We start from the raw sequence: 26,687 nt of genomic DNA, 5'->3' as shown, positions 1-26,687 counted from the left end.
CATTCATGGGTTTGTGCGAACGGTGCGAGAGCGCGGCGGTTCGCCGCGCCCTCGCACCGGGTCGGAGAGTCGGAGGGTCGGGGGTGAGGGACGGATCATCCGCCGCCGGCCGGCTGCACCGCGCCCGGGGCGGGTTCGCGCCCGCCCGCGTCCAGCCGGAACGGCGGGTACCGGTCGGTCATGAGGAACACGTAGACGATCACGCGCAGCATCCAGCGCACCAGGCCCATGAGGAGATCGAACAGGCCGCGCGGGTAGGTCCCGGTGAACGCCAGGATCACCGCCGCGATCAGGGAGAGCAGGCCGATGACTCCGAAGGAGAGGGGGCCGTAGTGCTGTAGGTACCGGTAGGTGGTCAGACCGCCGCCCACCAGGACCGCGATCACCAGGAACTGCGGGATGGCCAGCAGCCACTTGACCAGGACCAGCCCGCGTGAGAGCCGCGCGGGATAGGCGACGTCGACGTGGACCGGGTAGCCGGGCACGTCCTTGAGCGTGAACGGCGGGTACTCGTCCGTGCCGAGCACCACGGAGGCGTAGTAGTCGACGCGCGTTTTCCAGCGTATGACCCCGACGTTGAAGTCGAAGAGCGGCCGGGGATAGCGCCCGGTGATGAGGATGCTGAAGAACGCGACGACGCTCACCAGCAGGAACGCGATCTGCAGGAAGAACAGGACGACGTAGTGCGGGACGGCGAGGAGCCACTTCACCAGCCACATCCATCGGGTGAGCCGGGGGTCCAGCGTCGCTTCGACGCGCAGGGGGTGGGGGGAAGCTGGGGGCATGACAGCCACCGCCTTTCGTGCGGGGGAGGGGGAACGCGTCCCGTGCGCCGCATCGCCGAGGCTGTGCCGGACGGTGCGGGCGGGCCACTTGCTCCGTATGAGCCGTATGACCCATTAGCACCCGCTGTGCGGAGATCGTCATGCCCCGTGATCGCGTGGCAGGGGAACCCGTGACTTGACGGACCGCGGCGCACCGGTGGCTGCGCGTCCGCAGCCCGGCCGGTGATCGCCGGCGCCCCCAACTCGCCCGCGCCTCCGGACGATTGGCCGGCCGAGTCGCCCTCGCCGGACCGGGGGACGGAGGGTCGTGGCTGTGATGCGACTGTGACGTACGGTGGTGCCGCTCGATGCCATGCTGCGCACATGTCTGATGAATCAGTCGACGGCGGGGTCGCTCCGCCGCCTGCCTCGGCGCCGGCACGGCCCGGGCCCACACGGGGGCGTCGGTTCCGGGGCGCCCTGGTGGCGTCGGCGGCTGCCGGGCTCGTGGTCGGTTCGGGTGCCGTCGCGCTGGCATGGAATCTGTCCGGATCCGACGACGACCGGCCGTTCACGCTGGTGGGACAGGCACGCGCCAAGGGCAACCCCGGAGCCACGGGGTCCTGCGTAGGGAGTCACGAGTTGAGCGACATCGACAAGGGCGCACTGGTGACCGTCTACGACTCGGCGGGCCGGGTCGTCGCGACCGGGTCGCTCGGAAGCGGCGCCTACGACAGCTCCTCGAGGTGTGTCTTCCCGATCGCCGTGCGCGGGGTGCCGGGCGGATCGGCGTCGTACTCGGTGCAGGTCGGCTGGCACGGGAAGCACCGGATCACGAACGAACAGGCACGGACCGGAGGCCTGGTCGTGACGCTCGACTAGCCCGGGCGGGCCGCGGGGCGTACGAGAACGGCACAGGACAGCCGGCGTACGACGCGGCCCGCGACAGCCGGAAACGACCGACGGCGCGGCAGTCCGCCGCGCCGTCGTCGTATGTCCGCCGTCGTATGTCCGAGCGGCTAGACCCAGGTGTCCAGCCACATCCTCGATCTCCAGTCGTCTATGGGGATCGAGGTGCCGGTGTACAGGGGCCAGAAGTAGATGAAGTTCCACGCGATCAGCAGGACCAGGACGCCGGCGCCGGCCGCGCCGATCACGCGGCGGCGTTCTCCGCAGCCGGGTGGGCCGAGGATCGCGCCGATCAGCATGGCGACGGCCAGGCAGAGGAACGGCACGAAGACGACGGCGTAGAAGAAGAAGATCGTGCGTTCCTGGTACATGAACCACGGCAGATAGCCGGCCGCGATGCCGCAGGCGATCGCGCCCGCGCGCCAGTCGCGGCGGAACGCCCAGCGCCACAGCACGTAGAGGACCGCGAGGCAGGCCGCCCACCACAGGAGCGGGGTGCCCAGCGCCAGCACCTCGCGGGCGCACTTGTCGCCCGCGTCGGCGGGGCAGCCGTCCTTGCCGGGCAGCGGGGACTCGTAGAAGTACGAGACCGGGCGGCCGAGGACGAGCCAGCTCCACGGGTTCGACTGGTAGGTGTGCGGCGAGGACAGCCCGACGTGGAACTTGTAGACCTCGTGTTCGTAGTGCCACAGGCTGCGCAGCCAGTCGGGCAGCCAGGTCCAGTGACCGCCCCTGCCGTCGGTCACCGCCCAGTTGCGGAAGTAGCCGCCCCTGCCGTTGTCCGGGGACAGGATCCAGCCGAGCCAGGAGGTGAGGTAGACGGCCAGCGCGACCGGGACCGTCGCGAGGAACGTGATGCCGGTGTCGTGCCGGAGCGCCGCGAGGTAGGGGTGGCGGGCGCCCGCCACCCGGCGCGAGGCCGCGTCCCACAGGACCGCCATGACGCAGAACGCGGCGAGGATGTAGAGGCCGTTCCACTTGGTGCCGATGGCCAGGCCCAGCATCAGGCCCGCGCCCCAGCGCCAGGGGCGCCATCCGAGGCGGGTCGTCTCGGCGATGTGCGCGTCGGGACGCACCACCCCGTCCCCGTCGGTGGGCAGTGCGGCCGCGAGCCGGGCGCGGGCGTGGTCGCGGTCGACGACCAGGCAGCCGAAGGCGGCCAGCACGAAGAACATGAGCACGCCGTCGAGCAGCGAGGTGCGGCTCATCACGAAGTGCAGCCCGTCCACCGCCATCAGCGCGCCCGCGAGGCAGCCCAGGAAGGTGGAGCGGAACAGCCGTCGCCCGATCCGGCACAGCAGCAGCACCGACAGCGTGCCGAGCAGCGCGGTCATGAACCGCCAGCCGAAGGGGTTGAACCCGAACATCCACTCGCCGAGCCCGATGACGTACTTGCCGACGGGCGGATGCACGACGTACGCGGCGTCGCTCGGGACGGTCACATGGCCGTTGCCCTGGAGGATCAGGTCGTTGGCGTCCTTCGCCCAGTTGACCTCGTAGCCGCGGTGGATGAGCGCCCAGGCGTCCTTGGCGTAGTACGTCTCGTCGAATATCACCGCCTTCGGGCTGCCCAGGTGCCAGAACCGCATCAGCCCGGCCATCAGGGTCACCAGCAACGGGCCGCCCCAGCCGGACCAGCGCGTGATGCGCTCCGCGACCTCGTGGCGCAGCCCGAGCGTGGCCCAGATGCGAGGGCTGGGCTCGGAGTACGGCGGTACGAGCCGGTCGCGCACATCGCTTCTGGGCGGCGCCGTGTAGCCGAAGCGGCGCAGCCGCAGCTGCCACGACGGCCACTGCGCGTCGATGGCCTGCCCCTGCCGGGTGTCCGTGGAGGACGCGGTACTGGTCACCGCGCCATCGTAGGGAACAGGTCTGTGGGAGTCCCGTGCACCGGCCGTAAATGGGTGGAAGCCGCTGTCCGGGCGGACACCCGAGCCCGATTCCGGCCGCACACCCGAGCCGGATTCCGCGCGGGCGCCGGAGCCGGATTCCCGGGCGGGTGCCCAGCGCGGATCTCCGGGCGGGGCGGCGGCAGGGCGGGCGGCGACCGAGGCAGGGCGGGCGGCGACCGACGCCGCCGGGCCCTGCGAGGATGGAGCCGTGACAGGAACCCTTGTGTTGGCAGGCACCCCCATCGGCGACATCGAGGACGCGCCGCCGCGGCTCGCCGCGGAACTGGCCGGGGCCGACGTGGTCGCCGCAGAGGACACCCGCCGGCTGCGCCGGCTCACCCAGGCGCTGGGCGTGCAGCCCGCCGGACGCGTCGTGTCCTACTTCGAGGGGAACGAGGCCGCCCGCACACCGGAGCTGGTCGAGGCGCTGGCCGGCGGAGCGCGGGTGCTGCTGGTGACCGACGCCGGCATGCCGTCCGTGTCGGACCCCGGCTACCGGCTGGTCGCCGCCGCCGTGGAGAAGGACATCAAGGTCACCGCCGTACCCGGCCCCTCCGCCGTGCTCACGGCGCTGGCGCTGTCGGGGCTGCCCGTCGACCGCTTCTGCTTCGAGGGCTTCCTGCCGCGCAAGGCGGGCGAGCGCCTGTCGCGGCTGCGCGAGGTCGCCGACGAGCGCCGCACCCTCGTCTACTTCGAGGCTCCGCACCGGCTCGACGACACGCTCGCCGCGATGGCCGAGGTGTTCGGGACGGAGCGGCGCGCCGCCGTCTGCCGGGAGCTGACGAAGACGTACGAAGAGGTCAAGCGGGGTCCGCTGGGCGAGCTCGCGGCCTGGGCCGCCGAGGGCGTGCGCGGGGAGATCACCGTCGTCGTCGAGGGCGCCGCGCAGAAGGGCGCCGAGGAGCTGGACGCCGCCGAGCTGGTGCGCAGGGTGCGGGTGCGTGAGGAGGCGGGGGAGCGGCGCAAGGAGGCGATCGCTGCGGTGGCCGCGGAAGCAGGCATTCCCAAACGTGAGGTCTTCGATGCCGTCGTCGCGGCAAAGAATGCCGAACGAAGCGCCCCATAGAAGGGCAAAGGGCTGTGCCGCAAGGCAAAGCCCAGGCCGGGTGGCGGGACCTTTCCGACAAGGAACGGCCAAAACGCATCCAACAGTCGACAGGCCTGATGCGTTCGCGTGCGCGAAAGCGTCCACTGGTTGAAGGGACGCACCCGTCCCTCGCCCCCGTTCGCCGGGGGTGCTCGTCCAGCGGACAACAGGAGCTGGCATGAGTGAGATCGCAGGACAGACCGGGCATCGCAGCGCGGCGACCGCCGTCGTCCATGAGTCGTACTCCTTCGCCTGCATGCGCTGCGGGCACGGCTGGGAGCAGTCGTACGAGATAGAGCACCACCTCGACGCCGAGGGCAGTGAGTTCGTGATGTACGTGGCGAACGGGCACGTCGTGCCGTCGCCGCTCAGCCGGCCCACCTGCCTCAACTGCGACAGCCATGTGGTGCGCATCATGCGCGCCGGTCAGGTGTCCTCCGCTCTGAACTCCATGCACGCCGCGCACCCGCACCGCGCGGTGCCCCGGCAGCCCGAGCAGGCACCGCGGGGGCAGGGCGGCGACGGCGCGGCCCCGGCGGAGCCGAGGGAGCCGCACCACTGGCACCTCTCGGACCTGCTGCACCCGTTCCAGCACCGCAAGGCGGGATGACCTTCCTCGGGTGAGGGCCGGCATGCCCCTTTCGTAGGATCGGGGCATGCCTTCCTCCGCCTCCGACAAGAACGCCGCACCCCCGCTCCCCGAGCCCCTGCGGGTGCCCGTCGCCGACTCGCACACCCATCTCGACATGCAGTCCGGCACCGTCGAGGAGGGCCTCGCCAAGGCCGCGTCGGTCGGAGTGACGACGGTCGTCCAGGTCGGCTGCGACGTGAAGGGCTCGCGCTGGGCCGCCGAGACGGCCGCCGCGTACGACGCCGTCCACGCGACGGTCGCCCTGCACCCCAACGAAGCGCCGCGTATCGTGCACGGCGACCCCGACGGCTGGTCCCGGCAGGGCGCACGGCGCCCGGGCGGCGAGGCCGCGCTGGACGAGGCGCTCGCCGAGATCGACCGCCTCGCGGCGCTGCCGCAGGTCAAGGGCGTCGGCGAGACCGGGCTGGACTACTTCCGTACGGGCCCCGAGGGCAAGGCCGCGCAGGAGCGCTCCTTCCGTGCCCACATCGAGATCGCCAAGCGGCACGGCAAGGCCCTCGTCATCCACGACCGCGACGCCCACGCCGACGTGCTGCGCATCCTCAAGGAGGAGGGCGCGCCCGAGCGGACCGTCTTCCACTGCTACTCGGGTGACGCGGACATGGCCGCGATCTGCGCCGGCGCCGGCTACTTCATGTCCTTCGCCGGCAACATGACCTTCAAGAACGCCCAGCCGCTGCGCGACGCGCTGGCGGTGGCGCCGCTGGAGCTCGTGCTCGTCGAGACCGACGCGCCCTTCCTGACGCCCGCGCCGTACCGCGGACGGCCCAACGCGCCGTATCTCATTCCGGTCACGGTGCGCGCCATGGCCGAGGTGCGCGGTATCGACGAGGACGCGCTGGCGACCTCGATCTCCGCCAACACTGCGCGCGCGTTCGATTACTGACGGATAACGGTTCCCGGGGTTCTTCCTGGTCACGCGCGGGTCGTTCGCGGGGGAGTGTCGCGACACAGCGTAGTCGCGTTGCTTGGGAGAGTGACGATCGCTCCGCTAGGTTCTGGTCGCCCATTCCGGACCCTGGAGCGTGTCGTCGTGAGCAGCTCGCAGTACGAGACGTATGGAACGACTGGTGTCACCACCGATGCGACGGGAGCGCCGCACCCGGACGAGACGCCGCCGTACGCGCCGCCGTACGACGACGAGACACCGCCGTACCCGGACGCCACGGCGCCGCAGGGGAGCGAGGAGCCGTACCGCCCCGCCTTCCCGGACACCTACCGGCCCGCGTACGAGTCGCCCCGGGTGCCCCGGCATGAAGCGCCGACCGAGCCCCTGCTTCCCCGGCACGAGGCACCGACGGAGCCGTTGCTGCACCGCCATGAGGCGCCGACGGAGCCCCGGCTGCCCCGGCACGAGGCGCCGACCGAGCCCCGACTGCCCCGGCAGGGCCCGGACGCAGGCGCCGGCCGGCCGCCGGCAGCCGTGGGGGCGCCGCGGCCCGGCGGGCGGGCCGAGGTGCGGCGCGCGGCCCGGCGCAAGCGGATCGCCGAGCGCCCCGACCCGCTCCGGCGGCTGCTCCCGCAGGCACTCGTCGTCGCCTTCCTGGCCGGCGGCACCTCGGCGTTCGTCGCCAGCGACAAGGCGATCGAACTCACCGTCGACGGGAAGTCGCGCACCCTGCACACCTTCGCGGACGACGTCACCGAGCTGCTCGCCGAGGAGGGCGTGCGGGTGGGCTCGCACGACGTGGTGGCGCCCGCCCCGGGCACACCGCTCGCCAGCGGCGACGAGGTCGCCGTCCACTACGGGCGTCCCGTGGAGCTCACCCTCGACGGGCAGCGGCGCCGGGTGTGGACGACCGAACCCACCGTGGACGGGGCGCTCAGACAGCTGGGGGTGCGCGCCGAGGGCGCGTACCTGTCGGCGTCGCGGTCGCGGACCATCGGACGCGCGGGCCTCGACCTCGCCGTCCGCACCGAGCGCATGGTGACGATCATGGCGGACGGCCGGGCACGGACCATCCGCACGAACGCGGCGAGCGTCCGGGAGGCCGTCGAGGAGGCCGGTATCACCCTGCACGGGCAGGACACGACCTCCGCGCCGCCCGGCAGCTTCCCGCGCGACGGTCAGACGGTCACCGTCATGCGGATCACCGGCAGCCGGGAGGTCCGCGAGGAGGCCATCCCGTACGGGGTGCGGCGGACCCAGGACCCCTCGCTGTTCAAGGGCACCGAGGTCGTCGAGCAGGCCGGGCGGCCCGGGGCGCGCCGGGTCACCTACGCCCTGCGGACCGTCAACGGCGTGCGGGAGCGGCCGCGCCGCATCGAGGCCGAGACGGTGCGCGAGCCGCGGGCGCAGCTGGTGAAGGTCGGCACGAAGCCGCTCCCGATGTCCGTCGACGGCGCCGACGGCCTCGACTGGGCCGCTCTCGCGGCCTGCGAGTCCGGGGGCCGGCCCCACGCGGTCGACCCCTCCGGCACCTACGGCGGGCTCTACCAGTTCGACAACCGCACCTGGCACGCCCTCGGCGGCAAGGGCCGTCCCCAGGACGCTCCCGCCACCGAGCAGACCTTCCGGGCGAAGAAGCTGTACGTGCGGCGGGGAGCCAGTCCCTGGCCGCACTGCGGGGCCCGGCTGCACGGGTGAGCGCCCGGCCCGCGGCCCTGCGGCGGGGGCGTGAAAACGGTGGGGCCCGCCGCCCCCGTACCCTTGGTCCGTGACCAGCCCCACCCCCGACGCCCTCCTCGGCCCCGCCGACATCCGCGAACTCGCGGGAGCCCTCGGCGTACGCCCCACCAAACAGCGCGGCCAGAACTTCGTGATCGACGCGAACACGGTGCGCCGGATCGTCCGCACCGCCGAGGTGCGCGACGACGACGTCGTGGTGGAGGTGGGACCCGGACTCGGCTCACTGACGCTCGCCCTGCTGGAGGCCGCCGACCGGGTCGTCGCCGTCGAGATCGACGACGTGCTGGCGGGGGCGCTGCCCTCGACCGTCGCGGCCCGCATGCCGGAGCGCGCGGACCGGTTCGCGCTGGTCCACTCCGACGCGATGGACGTCCAGGAGCTGCCCGGACCGCCCCCCACCGCGCTGGTCGCCAACCTCCCGTACAACGTCGCCGTGCCCGTCCTGCTGCACATGCTCGACACCTTCCCGACCATCGAGCGCACCCTCGTGATGGTCCAGGCGGAGGTCGCCGACCGGCTCGCGGCCGGGCCCGGCTCGAAGGTGTACGGCGTCCCGTCCGTCAAGGCGAACTGGTACGCCGAGGTGAAGCGGGCCGGGTCCATCGGCCGCAACGTCTTCTGGCCCGCGCCCAACGTCGACAGCGGACTGGTCGCGCTCACCCGGCGCGCCGAGCCCCTCAAGACCTCGGCCTCCAGGCGCGAGGTGTTCGCCGTGGTGGACGCCGCGTTCGCGCAGCGCCGCAAGACCCTGCGGGCAGCCCTCGCCGGCTGGGCCGGCTCCGCGGCGGCCGCCGAGGCCGCGCTGGTCGCGGCCGGTGTCTCGCCGCAGGCCCGCGGGGAGTCGCTGACCGTGGAGGAGTTCGCCCGTATCGCGGAGCACCGTGCCGCCCCCGGCGGCACCGAGACCAACGAGAACACCGAGACCACCGAGAACGAGGAGTCGGCCCAGTCGTGACGCAGACGGTGACGGTACGCGTCCCTGCCAAGGTCAACGTCCAGCTCGCGGTCGGCGGCGCCCGCCCCGACGGCTTCCACGACCTGGCGAACGTCTTCCTCGCGGTCGGCCTGTACGACGAGGTGACGGTCACCCCGGCGGACGAGCTGCGCATCACCTGCGCGGGCCCGGACGCCGCCGAGGTGCCCCTGGACCGCACGAACCTGGCGGCCCGTGCCGCCATCGAACTCGGCCGCCGCCACGGCATCGACCCGGCCGTCCACATCCACATCGCCAAGGACATCCCCGTCGCCGGCGGCATGGCGGGCGGCAGCGCGGACGGCGCGGGCGCCCTGGTCGCCTGCGACGCGCTGTGGGGCACCGCGGCCTCGCGCGACGAACTCCTCGGCATCTGCGCCGACCTGGGCAGTGACGTGCCGTTCAGCCTGGTGGGCGGGGCGGCGCTCGGCGTCGGCCGGGGCGAGCAGCTGCGGGCCCTGGAGGTCGGCGGGACGTTCCACTGGGTCTTCGCGATGGCCGGGCGCGGCCTGTCCACGCCCGCGGTGTTCCGGGAGTTCGACCGGATGAACGAGGGGCTGCGGGTGCCCGAGCCGGTCGCCTCGCAGGAACTGCTGGACGCCCTCGCGAAGGGCGACGCCGGGGCTCTCGCGCGCGCCGTCTCCAACGACCTCCAGCCGGCCGCCCTTTCGCTCTTCCCGGAGCTCGCCGACACCCTCGCCGCGGGCCGGGCGGCCGGCGCGCTCGCCGCGCTCGTCTCCGGGTCCGGTCCGACGACCGCGTTCCTCGCGGCGGACCCGGAGTCGGCGGACGCGGTCGCGGAGGCCCTGCGCGCCTCCGGCACCTGCCGGTCGGTGCGTACCACCGAGAGCCCGGCACCGGGCGCGACGGTCCTGTAGCGCGCCGCTCTCCCGGACACCGCCCGGTGCCCGGGGACGACCCCCGCCCGTCCGGGGCGGGTGCGGAGGTGCGCTCCGCCTGGTGACCGGGGTTCGGGTGCGTCCCGTCAGGGGCGCGGGGAACTGCGCGCTCAGCCCCTGCGGAGGCGCGGGCGCGTCTGCGGGCGATTGGTTCTCGGCGGGTGCGGCTTGTCGTGGGTTGCTCGCAGTTCCTGGCGCCCCCGGCGGCGCTCCTGTCGGCGGCGCGGGGGCGTGTGTGCTCGGCGCGTGCTCGGAGCGAAGGGGGCGGCGGCCCCGCGTCCCGGGAACGCGCAGCGCGACGGGGACGGGGGAAGCCTTGGCTCGGCCCCTTCGCCGCGCGGACTACCCTTGAGGGTCGATCGTCCCCCTTGGCAGGAGAGAAATGGCCGTCAACCTGGTCAATGTCGAGTCCGTCAGCAAGGTGTACGGCACCCGTGCACTGCTCGACGGAGTCTCCCTCGGCGTCAGCGAGGGCGATCGGATCGGCGTCGTCGGACGCAACGGCGACGGCAAGACCACCCTCATCCGGATGCTCGCCAAACTGGAGGAGGCCGACACCGGACGCGTCACCCACTCCGGCGGCCTGCACATCGGCGTCCTGACGCAGCACGACTCCCTCGACCCCGCGGCCACCGTCCGCCACGAGGTCATCCGGGACATGGCCGACCACGAGTGGGCGGGCAACGCCAAGATCAGGGACGTCCTGACGGGCCTGTTCGGCGGGCTGGACCTGCCCGGCTTTCCGCAGGGCCTGGACACGGTCATCGGCCCGCTGTCCGGTGGCGAGCGCCGGCGCATCGCGCTGGCCAAGCTGCTCATCGAGGAGCAGGACCTGATCATCCTCGACGAGCCGACCAACCACCTCGACGTCGAGGGCATCGCCTGGCTCGCCCGGCACCTGCGCGAGCGCCGCTCGGCACTGGTGTGCGTGACCCACGACCGCTGGTTCCTCGACCAGGTCTGCACCCGCATGTGGGACGTGCAGCGCGGCGCGGTGTACGAGTACGAGGGCGGATACTCCGACTACGTCTTCGCCCGCGCCGAGCGCGAGCGCATCGCCGCCACCGAGGAGGTCAAGCGGCAGAACCTGGTGCGCAAGGAGCTCGCCTGGCTGCGCCGCGGTGCCCCCGCCCGCACCTCCAAGCCCCGCTTCCGCGTCGAGGCCGCGAACGAGCTGATCGCCGACGTGCCGCCGCCGCGCGACAAGAGCGAGCTGATGAAGTTCGCCGGCTCCCGGCTCGGCAAGACCGTCTTCGACCTGGAGGACGTGACCGTGCAGGCCGGGCCCAAGGTGCTGCTCAAGCACCTGACCTGGCAGCTCGGTCCCGGCGACCGGATCGGCCTGGTCGGCGTGAACGGCGCCGGCAAGACCTCGCTGCTGCGCGCGCTGGCCGAAGCCGCCCGCAGCGACGGGGAGCGTCAGCCCGCGGCCGGCCGGATCGTCACCGGCAAGACCGTGAAGCTCGCCTACCTCTCCCAGGAGGTCGCCGAGCTCGATCCGAACCTGCGTGTCCTGCAGGCCGTGCAGCAGGTGCGCGACCGCGTCGACCTCGGCAAGGGACGCGAGATGACGGCAGGTCAGCTGTGCGAGACGTTCGGCTTCAACAAGGAGAAGCAGTGGACGCCGGTCGCCGACCTGAGCGGTGGTGAGCGGCGCCGGCTCCAGCTGCTGCGGCTGCTGATGGACGAGCCCAACGTCCTCTTCCTCGACGAGCCCACCAACGACCTCGACATCGAGACGCTCACCCAGCTGGAGGACCTGCTCGACGGGTGGCCCGGCTCGATGGTCGTGATCTCCCACGACCGGTTCTTCATCGAGCGCACGACGGACAACGTGTTCGCGCTGCTCGGCGACGGCACCCTGCGCATGCTGCCCCGTGGCATCGACGAGTACCTGGAGCGCCGCCGCACGATGGAGGAGGCCGCGGCCGCCGCCATGCTCGCCGCCGCGCCCGCGCCCGCGAAGACGGCGTCCGCCGCCGACGCCCGCGCCGCGAAGAAGGAACTCCAGAGGATCGAGCGGCAGCTGGACAAGATCTCCGAGAGGGAGACCAAGCTGCACGCCCAGATCGCCGACAACGCCACCGACTTCGGGAAGGTGGCCAAACTCGACGCCGAACTGCGTGAGTTGGCGGGCGAGCGCGAGGACCTCGAAATGCGCTGGCTGGAGCTCGCCGAGGACGCCTGACCGGGGGGCGTGCGGGGCGCCGCCGTGCTGTGCGGCGGCGGCGCGCGCTCGGCGTGAAGGGCGCGTGAAGGCGCGTAACGACGGCATCACAGGCCGGTTCTCCCTTGGGAACAGGGGCCGGACCAGCCCCCTGCGTGTACGCGACAGAGTGATAGAAAGGGCCGTCTGAGAACACTCTGAGATCCACCGGGACAGAGCGGAAATCCAGCGCCGCCGGTGGGGCGCCACATCAGTGAAGAGGGGGAAGCGCTGATGAGTCAGCCGCCTGGTCAGCCGCCGCAGGGTGGTTTCGGAGCACCACAGGATCCGCCGCCGCAGGGCGGTTTCGGCGCTCCGCAGGACCCACGCGCACAGGGCGGCTTCGGTACGCCTCCGCCGCCCGCGCAGCCGCCCGCGTCTCCACCGACTCCGCCGGCCGGTGCTCCGCAGCCCGGCTACGGATACCCGCAGCAGCCCGGGCCGTACACCCAGCCGGGACCGTACGGCCAGCCGCAGCAGCCCGGGCCGTACACCCAGCCCGGCCCCTACGGGCAGCCGCAGCAGCCCGGTTACGGATACCCGCCCCAGGCGCAGTACCCGGGCGCGCCCGGCACCCCGCCGCCCGGCGGAGGCTCCAAGAACCCCTTCAAGGGCAGGCCCGCCGTCGTCATCGGCGCCGCGGTGGCCGCGCTGCTCGTCGTCGGCGGCACCGTCTGGGCCGTGAGCGCCGGCGGTGGTGACGACGGCAAGAAGCCCGTCGCCGACAAGAGCCACAGCCCGAAGCCCACCGTCTCCGACGACCCGGTCAACCCCGGGGACGGCAGCGGTGACGGCGGCGAGGACTCGGAGAACCTCAACGAGGGCCGAAAGCCCGGCGAGGCCAAGGTGCTCTGGTACAAGTCGGCGCCCGACGCGCCCGGTTCCGGTGCCGACGCCCCCGGCCTGTGGGTCACCGACAAGGCGGCGGTGAAGGCCGCGTACAAGCAGGTCTTCGCCTTCAACGTCACCGACGGCAAGCCCACTTGGGACGCGCTGACCATGCCGCAGAAGATCTGCGCGGTCAGCCCGCAGAAGACGTCCGACGACAAGGCCGTCATCGCGTACATGAGCGGCCCCGGCAGCAGCGCCAAGTGCAACCAGCTCCAGCAGATCGACCTGAACACCGGCGCCAAGGGCTGGAGCGGCAAGGTCCCCGACGGCGAACTCTTCGACAGCACCATCTCGGTGGAACTGTCCATCACCGGCGACACGCTGATGGTCGGCCGCTCCATGTCCGGCGTGGCCTACGACGTCGGCAGCGGCAAGAAACTCTGGGAGAAGAAGAAGTACGGCACGGGCTGCTACCCGGCCGGCTTCGCGGGCGGCGCCAAGCTCGTGGCCGTCTCGTCCTGTTCGGTCGGCAGCGACAACAAGCACGACGAGGTGCAGGAACTGGACCCGGCCACCGGCAAGGTCAAGTGGACCACGAAGATCCCCAAGGGCTGGACGGTCGAACGCGCCTACTCCGTAGCCCCCGTCGTCCTCTACATGACCAACGACGACAAGAAGCGGGTCAACGTCACCGCGCTGAAGAACAACGGTGGCCTGCGCTCGCAGCTGGAGAGCAAGGACTCCTTCGCGCCCGAGTGCGGATACGCCGTCCTCGACCGCGATCTGACGGGCTGCTTCGGCACCGCCGCCGACGCCAACACCCTCTACCTGCCGACCGAGGCGAAGACCGGCGCCAACGAGGTCGTCGCGTTCAGCCTGGAGACCGGCAAGGAGAAATGGCGCGTCAAGTCCCCGGCGGACGAGACGATGCTGCCCATGAGGATGGAGGGCACCAACCTCATCGCGTACGTCGAGCCGTCGTACGACGGCGGGGGAAAGATCGTCTCGATCCCCACGACCGGGACCGGCCACCGGCCCACCACGCTGCTGCAGAACCCGCAGGGCACCGCGGACATCGAGAACGGCTTCTTCTCGAAGGCGGTCGACTACGTCGACGGGCGTTTCTACATCTCCACCACCCGGCTGACGGGCCAGGACGACGCGAAGGAGAAGTTGATGCTGGCGTACGGCAAGTGAGCCGGCCACCGCTCCCACCCGTCCAGGCCCCCCACTCCTTCGTCCCCTTCGCATCCGAGGTACACACGCCATGAGCCAGCCGCCGCCCCCGCCGCCGAACCAGCCCCCTTCGAACGAGCCCCCGCAGGGCGGTTTCGGCGCGCCCCAGGACCCGCCCCCCGGCGGTTTCGGGGCGCCTCAGGACCCGCCCCCCGGCGGCTTCGGCGCCCCGACGCCCCCGCCGCCCGCGCAGGGCCCCGGCTACGGCTACCCGCAGACGCCCCCGCCGCCGCAGACCGCGCCGCCCGCCGCGCCGCAGCAGCCGTACGGCTATCCGCAGACGCCGCCCCCGGCCCAGCCCGGTTACGGCTACCCCGGACAGCAGCCGCAGTACGGTGCCCCGGGCCAGCAGGCCCCGTACGGATACCCGCAGCAGCAGACCATGCCGATGCAGCCGCAGGCCCCGCAGGGCGGTGGCGGCGGCCGGAAGGTCAACAGCCAGCTGGTCATCATCGTGGCCGCCGTGGTCGCGGTCGCGCTGATCGTCGGCGGCGGGGTCTGGTACGCGTCGTCCTCCGGCAAGGACGACAAGAACACCGCGAGCACGTCCGGCGGCAGCAAGGGCGACAAGGGCGACAAGGGTGACGGCACGTCCGGCGGTTCCACCGGCGGCAAGGAGAAGGTCCCCTCCGACACCAGCGCCGAGCTGCTCTTCCAGGTGCCCGCGCCCGCCGTCAAGAACGACAGCAGCGTCACCACCGTCGGCTCCTGGCTCACCGACAAGGTGTACGTCAAGAGCGGCAACGCCGAGGTCGACGGCTACGACCCCAAGACCGGCGCCAAGGTGTGGACGATCAAGCTGCCCGGCCCGGTGTGCCAGGCCAGCCGCCACGCCACCGAGGCCAACCGCACGGCGATCACTTACGAGCCCGCCATGCCGACCAAGGAGGACCCGTCGCACGGCTGCAGCCAGCTCGCCGCCCTCGACCTCGACGCCGGCAAGAAGCTGTGGACCAAGACGCTCAAGTCCGGTGACCAGCTGGTCAACATCGACAACGTCACCGTGAGCGGGAACACGGTCGCCGCGGGCAGCACCAGCGGCGGCGGCGCCTTCGACATCTCCACCGGAAAGGCGCTGTGGGCGCCCAAGCCGACCGACAGCTGCTACGACTCCGGCTACGGCGGTGGCGAGAAGCTCGTCGCGGTCCGCAAGTGCGGCGAGTACGGCAGCACCCGCCAGCTGCACATCCAGAACATCGACCCGAAGTCCGGGAAGGTGCTCTCGGAGTACAAGATGTCGCCCGGTATCGAGTACGCGAGCGTCGTCTCCACCGACCCGCTGGTCGTCGCCGCCGACGTCGGCGACTCCGCCGGGGACGGCAGCGGCATCTCGGACTTCTTCTCCATCGACAACAAGACCGGCAAGCTGCGCACGAAGATCTCCGCGCCGGGCAAGACGTACGCGGCCCGCTGCGACGGCATCAGCCGGATCGAGTACTGCTCCGGCCTCACCGTCGGCAACGACAAGCTCTACATCCCGACCGAGGAGCACGACGGCACGGGGGAGTACAGCCGCACCAACGAGATCGTCGCCTTCGACCTCTCCACCGGCAAGCAGACCGGCCAGCGCGGTGACGCCGGTGACGGCTACACCATCACCCCGCTGCGCATGGACGGCACCGACCTCCTCGCCTACAAGCGTCCGCCGTACGACAAGGGCGGGCAGGTCGTCTCCTTCGACGGCACCTCCTTCAAGGAGACCAAGCTCCTGGAGAACCCGGCGAGCGAATCGGTCCGCGACGCGGAGTCCAGCATGCTCCCGGAGTACGCCGAGTTCATCTACCGCGACGGCCGCCTGTACATGTCGCAGGTCTACGCCCACAAGCCGTCCTCCGCGGACGACAAGGAGTACCTGGTGGTCGCCTTCGGCGCGCAGTAGCCGAGCCGGTCCCCGCCGTGCGGCCCCGTCCCTGCTCAGGGGCGGGGCCGCACGCGTACCCCTCATCACTCCCGAATGGGAGAGATTTCGATATTCCGGGGCACATCTCTCCAGTAGGGGAAGCGCAACGTCGAACAAGCGTGTAGCTTCCGGGGGATGGAGAGCCGGGGGGCTCCTAATCCACGGGGAACCAGTGGGGATGCTTGGGGGGACTGGGGGGTTGCCTGATGGGAGTGCGGCTCATGGTGGTCGACGACCACCGATTGCTCGCCGAGGCGTTGGCCTCGGCCTTGAAGCTGCGCGGGCACCGGGTGCTCGCCGCGGCGGCGCCCGCCGCGGGGGCGGCGGAGCTGGTGATCACACGGGCACCCGAGGTGTGCCTGCTCGGCACGGCCGCACCGGCCGAGCCGGGGATCTTCGACCCGGTGGTGAAGATCAAACGGGAACGGCCGCAGGTGGCCGTCCTCGTCCTGGGTCCGGTGCCGAACCCGCGGGGCATCGCCGCCGCGTTCGCCGCCGGCGCGTCGGGCTACGTACGCCACGACGAACGCATAGAGGGCGTCGAGCGCGCGATCATGAAGGCGCGGGCGGGTGAGGCGGCCGTGGCCCCGCAGCTGCTCCAGGGCGCCTTCAGCGAACTGCTCAACCCGGCCGCCCAGCCCGACGACGAGGGGCAGCGGCTGCTCCAGATGCTCACTCCGCGCGAGGTGGAGGTGCTCGTGCGGGTCGCGGACGGCGAGGACACCCGGCTCATCGCGGCCGGGATGGGCATAGCCCCGTCGACGGCGCGCACCCATGTGCAGCGGGTGCTGATGAAGCTGGGTGTGGGATCGCGTCTGGAGGCGGCGGCGCTGGCCGCCCGCACCGGTCTGCTGGACCGGGCGGGGCCGGTGCCGGCCCCGCCCGGCGGGACGGAGGAGCCCCTGTGAGATCCGGGGCCTACGCGGAGGGCCGCCGCTCGTCGAAGCTGGCGAAGTAGGCGGCGGCCATGTCCTCGTCGGCGTGGCCCTGGGCGGCGGCGCGGCCGAAGCGTTCCGCGGCCGCGGCGGCCACGTCGAGACGGACGCCGTTGTGCTCTCCGGCCCGGACGATCAGACGGGCGTCCTTCTCGGCGGTGGCGACCGCGAAACTCGCCGGTGTCAGCCGGTCCTCCAGGACCAGGTCGGCCTTGGCGCGCAGATAGACCATGTCGAGCGGGCCGCCGGCGATCAGGTCGAAGAAGCCGTGCGGGTCCACGCCCAGGCCCTGCGCCAGGGCGAGGACCTCACCGCTGGCGGCGGTGGCCGCGAGGACCCAGCTGTTGGCGACGAGCTTGAGGCGCGTCGCGCTGCCGGCCGCGCCGTCCTCGCCGGTCCACACGGTGCGTGAGCCGACGGCGTCGAAGACCGGCGTCACGGTGTCGCGGCTCCCGGACGGGCCGGCCGCCAGCACGGTCAGCTGCCCCGCCTCGGCGGGCTGACGGGTCCCGAGGACCGGCGCGTCGAAGAAGACCAGCCCGTGCTCGCGGGCGAAGCCGGCCAGCTCGGGGACGGACTCGATGCCCGCGGTCGTCGACTGCACCCAGGCGGCGCCGGGGCGCAGACCGGGCACCGCCTGCCGCATGACGTCGAGGGCGGCGGCACCGTCGTACAGCACGGTGAGGACGACCTCGGCGTCCCGGACCGCCTCGGCGGGAGTGCCGGCGACCTGGATGCCGTCGGCGGCCAGCGGCTCGGCCTTGTCGCGGCTGCGGTTCCAGGCGCGGACGGTGTGTCCGGCCCGTGCGAGGCTGCGCGCCATCGCGGCTCCCATGATCCCGGTGCCGAGGACGCTGACGGTGAGCTTCACGGGCCGGTCGGTGGCGTTCGGCGTGGTCATGAGGGGTGCGCTCCTTCTCGATGGACGGGGCAGGGGGTGCCTACAGCGGTACGGGGCCGGAGTCCCGAAGAACTCCAGCCCCGTACGCGGACGCTACTCGTTGTCCTGCTCCTCGGGCAGGACGTGGGGTGTCGGCGGCGGTGTCGGACGCAGCTTCAGCCAGACGAGGAAGAACAGGCCGAGGAGCAGCATGCCCAGGCCGGTCCACAGGTTGATGTTGACGCCCTGGGCCTTCTCGATGGCGGCGTCGGAGTCGGTGAGCCCGGTGATCCCGACGATGAGGCCGTAGAGCACGAACAGGAGTCCGATGATGCGGCGCAGGTCGAAGATGCGGGCGGCGGTGGCGGACTTGCCCTCCAGCTCGGTGACTTCCCGCTGGACGTCCTTCTCGGAGAACCCGGAGTGTCCGGAATGCTCGGTCATGGTTTCTCAATCCTCCCGCGATCAGAGCGAGAACGGGATGTAGCAGGCTGCCGCGATGATCACTGCGCCCCAGCCCAGCAGGGCCGGCTTGCGGTACCAGGCGTCGTCCCCGGGGGCGGGCGGTTCCTCCATGCCGGGGGAGCGGGTGCCGTAGACCAGGCCCTGGAGCTCCTCCTCCGGCTTCGGGGCGGTGAACAGCGACACGACGACCATGACGACCGCACCGGCGACGAAGCCCGCGATCGCGGAGACGAAGTTGGCGCCCTGGTCGGTGGGGATGTCGATGATGCCGCGCTTGTAGAGGACGAAGTAGTTCACCATCGCGGTCACGGTGCCGGCGAGCAGGCCCCAGAAGCCGGACTTGGTGGAGGCGCGCTTCCAGAACATGCCGACGATGAAGACCACGAACATCGGCACGTTGAAGAAGGAGAAGAGCGTCTGGAGGTAGCTCATGATGTTCGAGAACGACGACGCCAGGAACGCCGTGCCCACCGAGGCGGCCACGCCGATCGCGGTGATGAGGCGGCCGAAGCGCACGTAGTACGCGTCCTCGCGGCCCCGGACCACGTACTTCGCCCAGATGTCGTTGGTGAACACCGTGTTGAAGGACGAGACGTTGGCGGCCATACCGGCCATGAAGGCGGCGAGCAGACCGGTCACCGCGATGCCCAGCACGCCGTTGGGCAGCAGCTCCTGCATCAGGTAGGGGATGGCGTCGTTGTACTGGAGGTCGGAGCCGGGGGTGCCGATCTTGGGCACGAGGACGGCGGCGACCAGGCCCGGGATCATCACCAGGAAGACGATGAAGATCTTCGGGAAGGCGGCGATCAGCGGGGTGCGCTGGGCGGCGGAGAGGTTCTTCGCGGACAGGGCGCGCTGCACCTCGGCGAAGTTGGTGGTCCAGTAGCCGAAGGACAGGACGAACCCGAGGCCGAGCACGATGGTCAGCCAGTTGGCACCGAGCGGGTTGGCGCTGCCGATGCCGGTGCCGCCCCAGGCGGTGACGAAGTCGTGGCCGTGGGTCTTGGAGAGGGAGTCGGTCAGTCCGTCCCAGCCGCCGACCTTCTTCAGGCCGAGCACGACGATCGGGATGAGGGCCGCCAGGATCACGAAGAACTGGAGCACCTCGTTGTAGATCGCCGAGGACAGGCCGCCGAGCGTGATGTAGGCGAGCACGAAGAAGCCGGCGACCAGGATGGCCACCCACTGCGGCCAGCCGAGGAGTGCCTCGACGACGATCGCGAGGGCGTAGAGGTTCACGCCGGCGATCAGGATGGCCGCGAAGGCGAACAGGATCGAACTCAGCAGGTGGGCCGACTTGTCGAAGCGGAGCAGCAGCATCTCCGGGACGGAGCGGACCTTGCTGCCGTAGTAGAAGGGCATCATCACCAGGCCGAGGAAGACCATGGCGGGGATGGCGCCGATCCAGTACCAGTGGACGGTGTAGGCGCCGTACTGGGCGCTGTTCGCGGCCATGCCGAGGATCTCGGTGGCGGCCAGGTTGGCCGAGATGAAGGCCAGGCCGGTGATCCAGGCGGGCAGTGACCGGCCCGACAGGAAGAAGTCCAGGGTCGTCTTCACCGAGCGGCGGGCGGCGAAGCCGATGCCGAGAACCACGGCGAAGTAGATCGCCATGATCGCGTAATCGAGCCCGTTGGTGGGGAGCCGTAGCCCCGCCGCCAGTTCTGTGGGGGTATGTGTGGGGGTTTGCATGCGTACTCGCTTCGTTGCGCGAACTGAACCTGAGCGGAACCTACGCCTCCGTGTTCAGTAATTGAACACTTCTGATGATGGTCTTTGTTTGATTGTGATGTTGACGGCCGTGGTGACTTGTGTTTTGGTATGTTGGGTTCTGTTTGAAGGTTCGGTGGCTCGACTGGGGAGTCCGAAGTGAAGAAGACCTCGACCCGACTGGCCGACGGTCGTGAGCTCGTCTACTACGACCTGCGCGACGACACCGTGCGCGACGCGGTCGACCGGCGTCCTCTGGAGCGCACCGTCACGACCTCCGAGATCCGCCGCGACCCGCTGCTCGGCGACAGCGTCGCCGTCGCCTCGCACCGCCAGGGCCGCACCTACCACCCGCCGGCCGACGAATGCCCCCTGTGCCCCTCCCGGGGCGAGCGGCTGAGCGAGATCCCGGACTCCTCGTACGACGTCGTGGTCTTCGAGAACCGTTTCCCCTCCCTGGCCGGCGACTCCGGACGCTGCGAGGTCGTCTGCTTCACCTCCGACCACGACGCCTCCTTCGCCGATCTGACCGAGGAGCAGGCGGGGCTCGTCCTGGAGGCGTGGACGGACCGCACGGCCGAGCTGTCCCATCTCTCCTCCGTCGAACAGGTCTTCTGCTTCGAGAACCGCGGCGCCGAGATCGGCGTCACCCTCGGCCACCCGCACGGGCAGATCTACGGCTACCCCTTCACCACCCCGCGTACCGCCCTGATGCTGCGCTCGCTCGCCGCGCACAAGGAGGCGACCGGCGGCGAGAACCTCTTCGACGAGGTCGTCGCGCGTGAGCTCGCCGACGGCTCCCGGGTCGTCCTGGCGAGCGACCACTGGGTCGCCTTCGTGCCGTACGCGGCGCACTGGCCCTACGAGGTCCACCTGTATCCGCGCCGTCGTGTGCCCGACCTGCTCGGCCTCGACGCGGACGCGCGCAAAGAATTCCCCCAGGTCTATCTGGAACTCTTGAGGCGCTTCGACCGGATCTTCGGTGAAGGTGAGCCCCCGACGCCGTACATCGCCGCATGGCACCAGGCGCCGTTCGGCCCGCTGGAGGAGTTCGACGGCGTCAACCGGGACGACTTCGCGCTCCACCTCGAGCTTTTCACCATCCGCCGCACTTCCGGCAAGCTGAAGTTCCTCGCGGGTTCCGAATCCGGCATGAGCGTGTTCATCAACGACGTGCCGCCGGAGACCGCGGCCCAGCGACTGCGAGAGGTAGCGAGTTCATGAGTGGGAAGTACCTGGTCACCGGCGGCGCGGGCTATGTGGGCAGCGTGGTCGCGCAGCACCTGGTCGAGGCCGGGCACGAGGTCACCGTCCTCGACAACCTCTCGACCGGGTTCCGCGAGGGCGTGCCCGCCGGGGCCGCCTTCGTCGAGGGCGACATCCGCGACGCCGCCAAGTGGCTGGACTCCTCGTACGACGCCGTGCTGCACTTCGCCGCCTTCTCGCAGGTCGGCGAGTCCGTCGTGAAGCCCGAGAAGTACTGGGACAACAACGTCGGCGGCACGATGGCGCTGCTCGCCGCGATGCGTGAGGCGGGCGTCCGCAAGCTGGTCTTCTCGTCCACCGCCGCCACCTACGGCGAGCCGGAGCGGACCCCGATCGTCGAGACCGCCCCCACGCGGCCGACCAACCCGTACGGCGCCTCGAAGCTCGCCGTCGACCACATGATCACCGGTGAGGCGGCGGCGCACGGACTCGGCGCGGTCTCGCTGCGCTACTTCAACGTGGCGGGCGCCTACGGCTCCTGCGGCGAGCGGCACGACCCCGAGTCGCACCTCATCCCGCTCGTCCTCCAGGTCGCCCAGGGCCGCCGCGACGCCATCTCGGTCTACGGCGACGACTACCCGACGCCGGACGGCACCTGCATCCGCGACTACATCCATGTCGCCGACCTCGCCGAGGCCCATCTGCTGGCGGTCGCCGCCGCCACCCCCGGCGAGCATCTGATCTGCAACCTCGGCAACGGCAACGGCTTCTCCGTCCGCGAGGTCATCGAGACGGTGCGCCAGGTCACCGGCCACCCCATTCCCGAGGTCGTGGCGCCGCGCCGCGGCGGCGACCCGGCGGTGCTGGTCGCGTCGGCCGAGGCCGCCCGGGAGCGCCTCGGCTGGAATCCGTCCCGCGCGGATCTCGCGGGGATCGTCGCGGACGCGTGGGAGTTCGCACAGAACAGGTCGAAGGAGCAGTAGGTGGGGGTTCGCGAGGGCTTCGAAGAGCTGTACGGCGCCGTACCCGAGGGTGTCTGGGCGGCGCCCGGCAGGGTCAACCTGATCGGCGAGTACACGGACTTCAACGAGGGGTTCGTCATGCCGCTCGCGCTGCCGCACACGGCCGTGGCGGCCGTGTCGCGGCGCGCGGACCGGGTGTTGCGGCTGCACTCCGCGGACATCGAGGGGCCGGTCGTCGAGCTGGACATCGAGGCGCTGGTCCCGCTGTCCGACACGGGCTGGGCCGCGTACCCGGCCGGTGTGGTGTGGGCGCTCGGCCAGGCGGGGCACGTGGTCGGCGGCGCCGATCTGCATCTCGCCTCGACCGTGCCCACCGGGGCGGGCCTCTCCTCGTCCGCGGCGCTGGAGGTCGTGACGGCGCTCGCCCTCAACGACCTGTACGAACTCGGTCTCACCGGACCGGAGTTGGCGCGTCTCGCGCAGCGGGCCGAGAACGACTTCGTGGGCGTGCCCTGCGGGATCATGGACCAGACGGCGTCGGCCTGCTGCACCGAGGGGCACGCCCTGCACCTCGACTGCCGGGACCTGTCGATCCGCCAGGTCCCGTTCGACCTGGCCGCCCAGGGGCTCGAACTCCTGGTCGTCGACTCCCGGGTGAAGCACGCCCTGGGCGACGGGGCGTACGCCGAGCGGCGTGCGGGGTGCGAGGAGGGCGCGCGGCAGCTGGGTGTCTCCCATCTGCGGGACGTGCCGTACACCGGCCTCGACGCGGCGCTGGCGCGGCTGTCGGACGAGCGGGTCCGCCGCTACGTCCGGCACGTCGTGTCCGACGACCACCGGGTGGAGCAGGTCATCGCCCTGCTGGACGCGGGTGACGTCCGGGCGATCGGGCCGGTCCTCACCGAAGGTCACGTCTCCCTGCGGGACGACCTGCGGATCTCCTGCCCGGAGCTGGACCTCGTGGTGGCGACGGCCAACGCGGCCGGAGCTCTGGGCGCCCGCATGACGGGAGGCGGCTTCGGCGGGTCGGCGGTCGTCCTCGTGGAGTCGGCCGACGTGGACACGGTCACCAAGGCGGTGGCCGAGGCCTTCGCCGCCGCGGGGTACACCGCCCCGCGTGTCTTCCCGGCGGTCCCGTCCGCGGGGGCGCGCCGCCTGGTCTGAGCGAGGACGCCGGGCGGGCCGCGCGAAGCGGTCCGCCCGGCCGGAACCCGCCGCCGTCAGGCCAGTTGCTTGGTCAGGGTGTACTCCGTGACGCCCGGCGGATAGTCCGGGATCACGCAGACCACGTCGTAGCCGTGGCGACGGTAGAAGCCGGGGGCCTGGAAGTCCCAGGTCTCCAGACGGGCGGCGCGGCAGCCGCGCTCGTCGCCGGCCAGCCGCTCGGCCTCCGCGAGCAGGCGCGAGCCGAGTCCGGCGCCGCGGTGCCGGTCGTCGACCCACAGGTAGGTCACGTGCAGCCACGTCGTCCAGGTGTGGCCGACAAGTCCCCCGGCGAGTGCGCCGTCGGCGTCCAAGGCCCATACGTGGAGCGGAACTTCCCGTTCACCAGGGGTTCCGCGCAGGGCGCGGAGGACGGGAGACGCCCGTGTGTTGGTGTCGAGCAGACTTCGGCGGAGCAGATCCCGCCGGTCTTTGTCGTCTCCTGTCTCGATACGAAACATAAGGCTCACCATAAACGCGCTGGCCAACCAGTTCTGCGATTTACCTTCCGCTCCGGGCCCTTCGCCTTACCCTGATGAACAGCGCCGGTGGGGGCCGGTGCTGATCAGGGGGCGAGACAGTCGGGTACGACGCCCGAAGTGGGGGTAGCACTTCCAGCACGGCGGCGGCCGTGCGGCTGAGGCACCCTGCTTTCCGGACCGGAAGCGGTCCGGGATCACTTCGGGCGCCGTACCCGCACCGGTCGTCCCCCGACAGTGGGGGTTTCAGTGGTTCGCATCCGAGTACTGGTCGTCGACGACCATCGCATCTTCGCCGAGTCGCTCGCTGCCGCACTCGCGGCCGAGCCCGACGTCGACGTGTCCGCCGCGGGCAGCGGCCCCGCCGCGCTGCGCTGCCTGGAACGCGCGGCCGCGGAGGGACGCCGGTTCGACGTGCTGCTCGTCGACGCGGACCTGGGCGGCAATCTGCCCGGGATGCGTCCGGCGGTGCAGGTCCAGGAGAGCAACGAGGACGGCATCGTCGACGGCATCTCGCTCGTGGCCGGCGTGCGGTCCGGGCAGCCGAGCGTCCGCACCGTCGTACTGGCGGAGAAGGACGATCCGCGTCGCGCCGCGCTCGCGCTCCAGGCGGGCGCCTCGGGGTGGGTCGCCAAGGACTGCTCCCTGTCGCGTCTGCTCACCGTCATCCGCGGAGTGCTGCGCGACGAGACGCACCTGCCGCCCGCCCTGCTCACGGGCGTGCTGCGGGAGCTGACCGCGGCGCGCAAGCACCGGACGGAGAGCGAGCGGCTCGTCGAGTCGCTCACGCCCCGGGAGCGGGAGGTGCTGCGCTGCATGGTGGCCGGGCTGGGGCGCAAGGCCGTGGCCGAGCGGCTGTTCCTGTCGCCGCACACCGTCCGGACGCACATGCAGAACGTCCTCGGCAAGCTGGGCGTGCACTCGACGCTGGCCGCGGTGGCACTCGCCCGCCGGGCCGGCGTCGGGCCCGTCGACCTAGCCGGGGATGTTGTCGAACGGGGCGGTCAACTGGCGTAGCAGTCCGGCCAGTTCGCCGCGCTGGGTCCTGCTGAGCTCCGCCAGGATCGCGCGCTCCTGCTCCAGCAGGCCCGCCAGCGCCTGGTCCGCCCGGTCGCGGCCCTCGTCCGTCAGGCGTACCAGCACACCCCTGCGGTCGCTCGGGTCGGGGAGGCGCTCCACCAGGCCCTTCTTCGTCAGCCGGTCGATGCGGTTGGTCATCGTGCCCGAGGTGACGAGGGTCTGGGTGAGCAGCTGTCCGGGGGAGAGCTGATAGGGCGATCCGGCGCGCCTGAGCGCGGTCAGGACGTCGAACTCCCAGGGCTCCAGGCTGTGCTCGGAGAACGCCAGGCGGCGTGCGCGGTCCAGGTGCCGGGCCAGTCTGCTCACCCGGCTGAGTACTTCCAGCGGCTCCACGTCGAGGTCCGGGCGCTCCCGGCGCCACGCTGCGACCAGCCGATCGACCTCGTCCTCCATGACGATCAGTGTAGTGGTTGTGTCGACATGAAGTCTCTTGATGTGAAGTCTCTTGACGTCGAGATATCTTAGGTGTGAGGGTGGAGGCAGGCGGCCGGGCGCCCCGCGGTGCCGCACGGCCCCGCGGCCGCGGCGATCGGGGGTCCGCCGCGGGCCCGGCCGCCGGGTCCGGCCGCTTGTTCTTGCGACCGTCGTTCCGAGGAGGCCCTCATGACTGCCGGCACCACCCCCACCTGGGACCCCAGCCAGTACCTGCGTCACGCCGAGCACCGCGCGCGGCCCTTCGCCGACCTCCTCGCCCGGGTCCCGGCCCTCCCGCACGAACCGGCCCGCATCGCCGACCTCGGCTGCGGCCCCGGCAACGTCACCGTCCAGCTCGCCGAACGCTGGCCGGACGCGCACATCACCGGCTACGACAACTCCCCGGAGATGCTCGCCAGGACGAAGGAGTACGCGGGCGCCACGGCCGGCGGCGGCCTGCTCGACTTCGCCCACGCGGACCTCACGGACTGGGCGCCGACCCAGACGTACGACATGATCGTCTCGAACGCGGCGCTCCAGTGGGTGCCGGGCCACCTCGACGCGTTCTCCGGCTGGCTCGACGCCCTCGCCCCCGGGGGCGTCCTCGCCTTCCAGGTCCCGAACAACCTCGACGCGCCCCTGCACGCCCTGCTGCGGGAACTCGCCGGCACCGCCCGCTGGAAGGAGCACCTCGGCGGCCTCCTGCGCCCCGACGACTCCGTCCACGACCCGCTCGTCTACCTGGACCGGCTGGCCCGCCTCGGCTGCGCGGTGGACGTCTGGGAGACGACGTACATGCAGCAGCTGACGGGCGAGGACCCGGTCCTGGACTGGGCGAAGGGCACCGCCCTGCGTCCCGTGCTCACCGCCCTCGCCGACGAACCGGAGGCGCGGGACGCCTTCGTCGCCGAGTACCGGGAGCTGCTCCGCGACGCCTACCCGGCCGAGCCCTACGGCACGGTCCTGCCCTTCCGCCGTCTGTTCGCCGTCGCCCGGACGGCCCGCTGATGCTCGTCGCCGTCGACCACGTCCAGCTCGCCGCCCCGCCCGGCTCCGAGGACCGGCTGCGCGCGTACTACGTCGGTGTCCTCGGGATGACCGAGGTGCCCAAGCCGCCCGTCCTCGCCGCCCGCGGCGGCTGCTGGTTCACGGCCGGGCCGGTGCGGCTGCACCTGGGCGTCGAGGAGGACTTCCGGCCGGCCCGCAAGGCCCACCCCGGACTCCGGGTCGCCGGCATCACGGCGTACGCCGCCCGCCTGGAAGCCCTGGGAGCGGTCGTGACCTGGGACGACGACCTCCCCGGCCATCGGCGTTTCTACTCCGAGGACCCCGTCGGCAACCGCCTGGAGTTCCTCGAACCCCGTTGAGCGGGACC

The 26,687-nt window shown here is 71.7% G+C and carries 24 protein-coding genes; 17 read left to right on the top strand and 7 right to left on the bottom strand.

The window, feature by feature from the left end; translation table 11 throughout:
• Positions 1-95: 95 nt before the first annotated feature.
• Positions 96-785 (bottom strand): DUF4389 domain-containing protein, encoded by a 690-nt coding sequence (locus BKI49_RS15640; protein ID WP_095934894.1) that lies wholly within the window; start codon positions 783-785, stop codon positions 96-98.
• Between the two features lie 363 nt (positions 786-1,148).
• Here BKI49_RS15640 and BKI49_RS15635 point away from each other — a divergent pair, with 363 nt between their 5' ends.
• The gene (locus BKI49_RS15635; RefSeq protein WP_143658451.1) at positions 1,149-1,646 is read left to right on the top strand and encodes a hypothetical protein; all 498 of its coding nucleotides are present in this window, start codon (positions 1,149-1,151) and stop codon (positions 1,644-1,646) included.
• A gap of 137 nt (positions 1,647-1,783) precedes the next feature.
• On the opposite strand, the gene BKI49_RS15630 is transcribed toward BKI49_RS15635, so the two are convergent.
• Entirely contained in the window at positions 1,784-3,523 is a 1,740-nt protein-coding gene (locus BKI49_RS15630) for a dolichyl-phosphate-mannose--protein mannosyltransferase (protein WP_095934892.1), read from the bottom strand.
• Positions 3,524-3,773: 250 nt separating this feature from the next.
• Between BKI49_RS15630 and rsmI the strand changes: the two genes are divergently transcribed.
• The 10 genes from rsmI (at position 3,774) to BKI49_RS15580 (ending at position 16,886) form a co-directional block, all read left to right on the top strand.
• Positions 3,774-4,631, top strand: a complete 858-nt coding sequence (gene rsmI / locus BKI49_RS15625) for a 16S rRNA (cytidine(1402)-2'-O)-methyltransferase (protein WP_095934891.1) — start codon at positions 3,774-3,776, stop codon at positions 4,629-4,631.
• 199 nt (positions 4,632-4,830) lie between these two features.
• Positions 4,831-5,262, top strand: coding sequence for a hypothetical protein (locus BKI49_RS15620; RefSeq protein WP_095934890.1), 432 nt, complete (start codon positions 4,831-4,833; stop codon positions 5,260-5,262).
• A 46-nt stretch (positions 5,263-5,308) separates the two neighbouring features.
• Positions 5,309-6,190, top strand: a complete 882-nt coding sequence (locus BKI49_RS15615; protein WP_095934889.1) for a TatD family hydrolase — start codon at positions 5,309-5,311, stop codon at positions 6,188-6,190.
• Positions 6,191-6,337: 147 nt separating this feature from the next.
• Positions 6,338-7,891, top strand: a complete 1,554-nt coding sequence (locus tag BKI49_RS15610) for a ubiquitin-like domain-containing protein (RefSeq protein ID WP_373557553.1) — start codon at positions 6,338-6,340, stop codon at positions 7,889-7,891.
• Between the two features lie 70 nt (positions 7,892-7,961).
• A complete protein-coding gene (gene rsmA, locus BKI49_RS15605; RefSeq protein ID WP_095934888.1) occupies positions 7,962-8,888 on the top strand; it encodes a 16S rRNA (adenine(1518)-N(6)/adenine(1519)-N(6))-dimethyltransferase RsmA in 927 nt (308 codons plus the stop codon).
• Positions 8,885-9,784, top strand: coding sequence for a 4-(cytidine 5'-diphospho)-2-C-methyl-D-erythritol kinase (locus BKI49_RS15600; RefSeq protein ID WP_095934887.1), 900 nt, complete (start codon positions 8,885-8,887; stop codon positions 9,782-9,784). Before rsmA ends, BKI49_RS15600 begins: the two co-directional genes overlap by 4 nt.
• A gap of 403 nt (positions 9,785-10,187) precedes the next feature.
• On the top strand, positions 10,188-11,993 hold the full coding sequence (locus BKI49_RS15595; protein ID WP_095934886.1) for an ABC-F family ATP-binding cassette domain-containing protein: 1,806 nt from the start codon (positions 10,188-10,190) through the stop codon (positions 11,991-11,993).
• A gap of 252 nt (positions 11,994-12,245) precedes the next feature.
• The gene (locus tag BKI49_RS15590; protein WP_095934885.1) at positions 12,246-14,039 is read left to right on the top strand and encodes an outer membrane protein assembly factor BamB family protein; all 1,794 of its coding nucleotides are present in this window, start codon (positions 12,246-12,248) and stop codon (positions 14,037-14,039) included.
• Between the two features lie 70 nt (positions 14,040-14,109).
• A complete protein-coding gene (locus BKI49_RS15585; protein ID WP_095934884.1) occupies positions 14,110-15,957 on the top strand; it encodes an outer membrane protein assembly factor BamB family protein in 1,848 nt (615 codons plus the stop codon).
• Positions 15,958-16,184: 227 nt separating this feature from the next.
• Positions 16,185-16,886, top strand: a complete 702-nt coding sequence (locus BKI49_RS15580; RefSeq protein ID WP_095934883.1) for a helix-turn-helix transcriptional regulator — start codon at positions 16,185-16,187, stop codon at positions 16,884-16,886.
• Positions 16,887-16,896: 10 nt separating this feature from the next.
• Here the strand turns inward: BKI49_RS15580 and BKI49_RS15575 are convergent, their stop codons facing one another.
• From BKI49_RS15575 to BKI49_RS15565, 3 genes are all read right to left on the bottom strand, one after another.
• Positions 16,897-17,814, bottom strand: coding sequence for an NAD(P)-dependent oxidoreductase (locus BKI49_RS15575; RefSeq protein WP_095934882.1), 918 nt, complete (start codon positions 17,812-17,814; stop codon positions 16,897-16,899).
• Positions 17,815-17,907: 93 nt separating this feature from the next.
• Positions 17,908-18,237, bottom strand: coding sequence for a hypothetical protein (locus BKI49_RS15570; protein WP_095934881.1), 330 nt, complete (start codon positions 18,235-18,237; stop codon positions 17,908-17,910).
• Positions 18,238-18,258: 21 nt separating this feature from the next.
• The gene (locus BKI49_RS15565) at positions 18,259-19,950 is read right to left on the bottom strand and encodes a sodium:solute symporter family protein (RefSeq protein WP_095934880.1); all 1,692 of its coding nucleotides are present in this window, start codon (positions 19,948-19,950) and stop codon (positions 18,259-18,261) included.
• Positions 19,951-20,127: 177 nt separating this feature from the next.
• Between BKI49_RS15565 and galT the strand changes: the two genes are divergently transcribed.
• From galT to galK, 3 genes are read left to right on the top strand one after another with little or no spacing between them, the layout of a single operon-like run.
• On the top strand, positions 20,128-21,192 hold the full coding sequence (galT, locus tag BKI49_RS15560; RefSeq protein WP_095934879.1) for a galactose-1-phosphate uridylyltransferase: 1,065 nt from the start codon (positions 20,128-20,130) through the stop codon (positions 21,190-21,192).
• Complete coding sequence (gene galE / locus BKI49_RS15555) at positions 21,189-22,157, top strand: UDP-glucose 4-epimerase GalE (RefSeq protein ID WP_095934878.1); 969 nt, start codon at positions 21,189-21,191, stop codon at positions 22,155-22,157. The genes galT and galE overlap by 4 nt, the downstream gene beginning before the upstream one ends.
• Complete coding sequence (gene galK / locus BKI49_RS15550; RefSeq protein WP_095934877.1) at positions 22,158-23,300, top strand: galactokinase; 1,143 nt, start codon at positions 22,158-22,160, stop codon at positions 23,298-23,300.
• 56 nt (positions 23,301-23,356) lie between these two features.
• Here the strand turns inward: galK and BKI49_RS15545 are convergent, their stop codons facing one another.
• On the bottom strand, positions 23,357-23,812 hold the full coding sequence (locus BKI49_RS15545) for a GNAT family N-acetyltransferase (protein WP_095934876.1): 456 nt from the start codon (positions 23,810-23,812) through the stop codon (positions 23,357-23,359).
• Between the two features lie 255 nt (positions 23,813-24,067).
• On the opposite strand from BKI49_RS15545, the gene BKI49_RS15540 reads away from it, so the two are divergent.
• A complete protein-coding gene (locus tag BKI49_RS15540) occupies positions 24,068-24,835 on the top strand; it encodes a LuxR C-terminal-related transcriptional regulator (RefSeq protein ID WP_028804901.1) in 768 nt (255 codons plus the stop codon).
• Here BKI49_RS15540 and tamR read toward each other — a convergent pair.
• Complete coding sequence (tamR, locus tag BKI49_RS15535; RefSeq protein ID WP_095934875.1) at positions 24,794-25,291, bottom strand: MarR family transcriptional regulator TamR; 498 nt, start codon at positions 25,289-25,291, stop codon at positions 24,794-24,796. The two genes, BKI49_RS15540 and tamR, sit on opposite strands and share 42 nt — an antisense overlap.
• Before the next feature lie 210 nt (positions 25,292-25,501).
• Here tamR and BKI49_RS15530 point away from each other — a divergent pair, with 210 nt between their 5' ends.
• Together BKI49_RS15530 and BKI49_RS15525 are read left to right on the top strand one after the other, a co-directional pair.
• Positions 25,502-26,320, top strand: coding sequence for a trans-aconitate 2-methyltransferase (locus tag BKI49_RS15530; protein ID WP_095934874.1), 819 nt, complete (start codon positions 25,502-25,504; stop codon positions 26,318-26,320).
• Complete coding sequence (locus BKI49_RS15525) at positions 26,320-26,679, top strand: VOC family protein (RefSeq protein WP_095934873.1); 360 nt, start codon at positions 26,320-26,322, stop codon at positions 26,677-26,679. The genes BKI49_RS15530 and BKI49_RS15525 overlap by 1 nt, the downstream gene beginning before the upstream one ends.
• Positions 26,680-26,687: the final 8 nt, after the last annotated feature.

The organism is Streptomyces sp. Tue6028 (assembly GCF_002300165.1).
Lineage (GTDB): Bacteria > Actinomycetota > Actinomycetes > Streptomycetales > Streptomycetaceae > Streptomyces > Streptomyces siamensis.
Note: the sequence above shows the minus strand (reverse complement) of the source record. Positions and strands in the feature narration are given on the sequence as shown.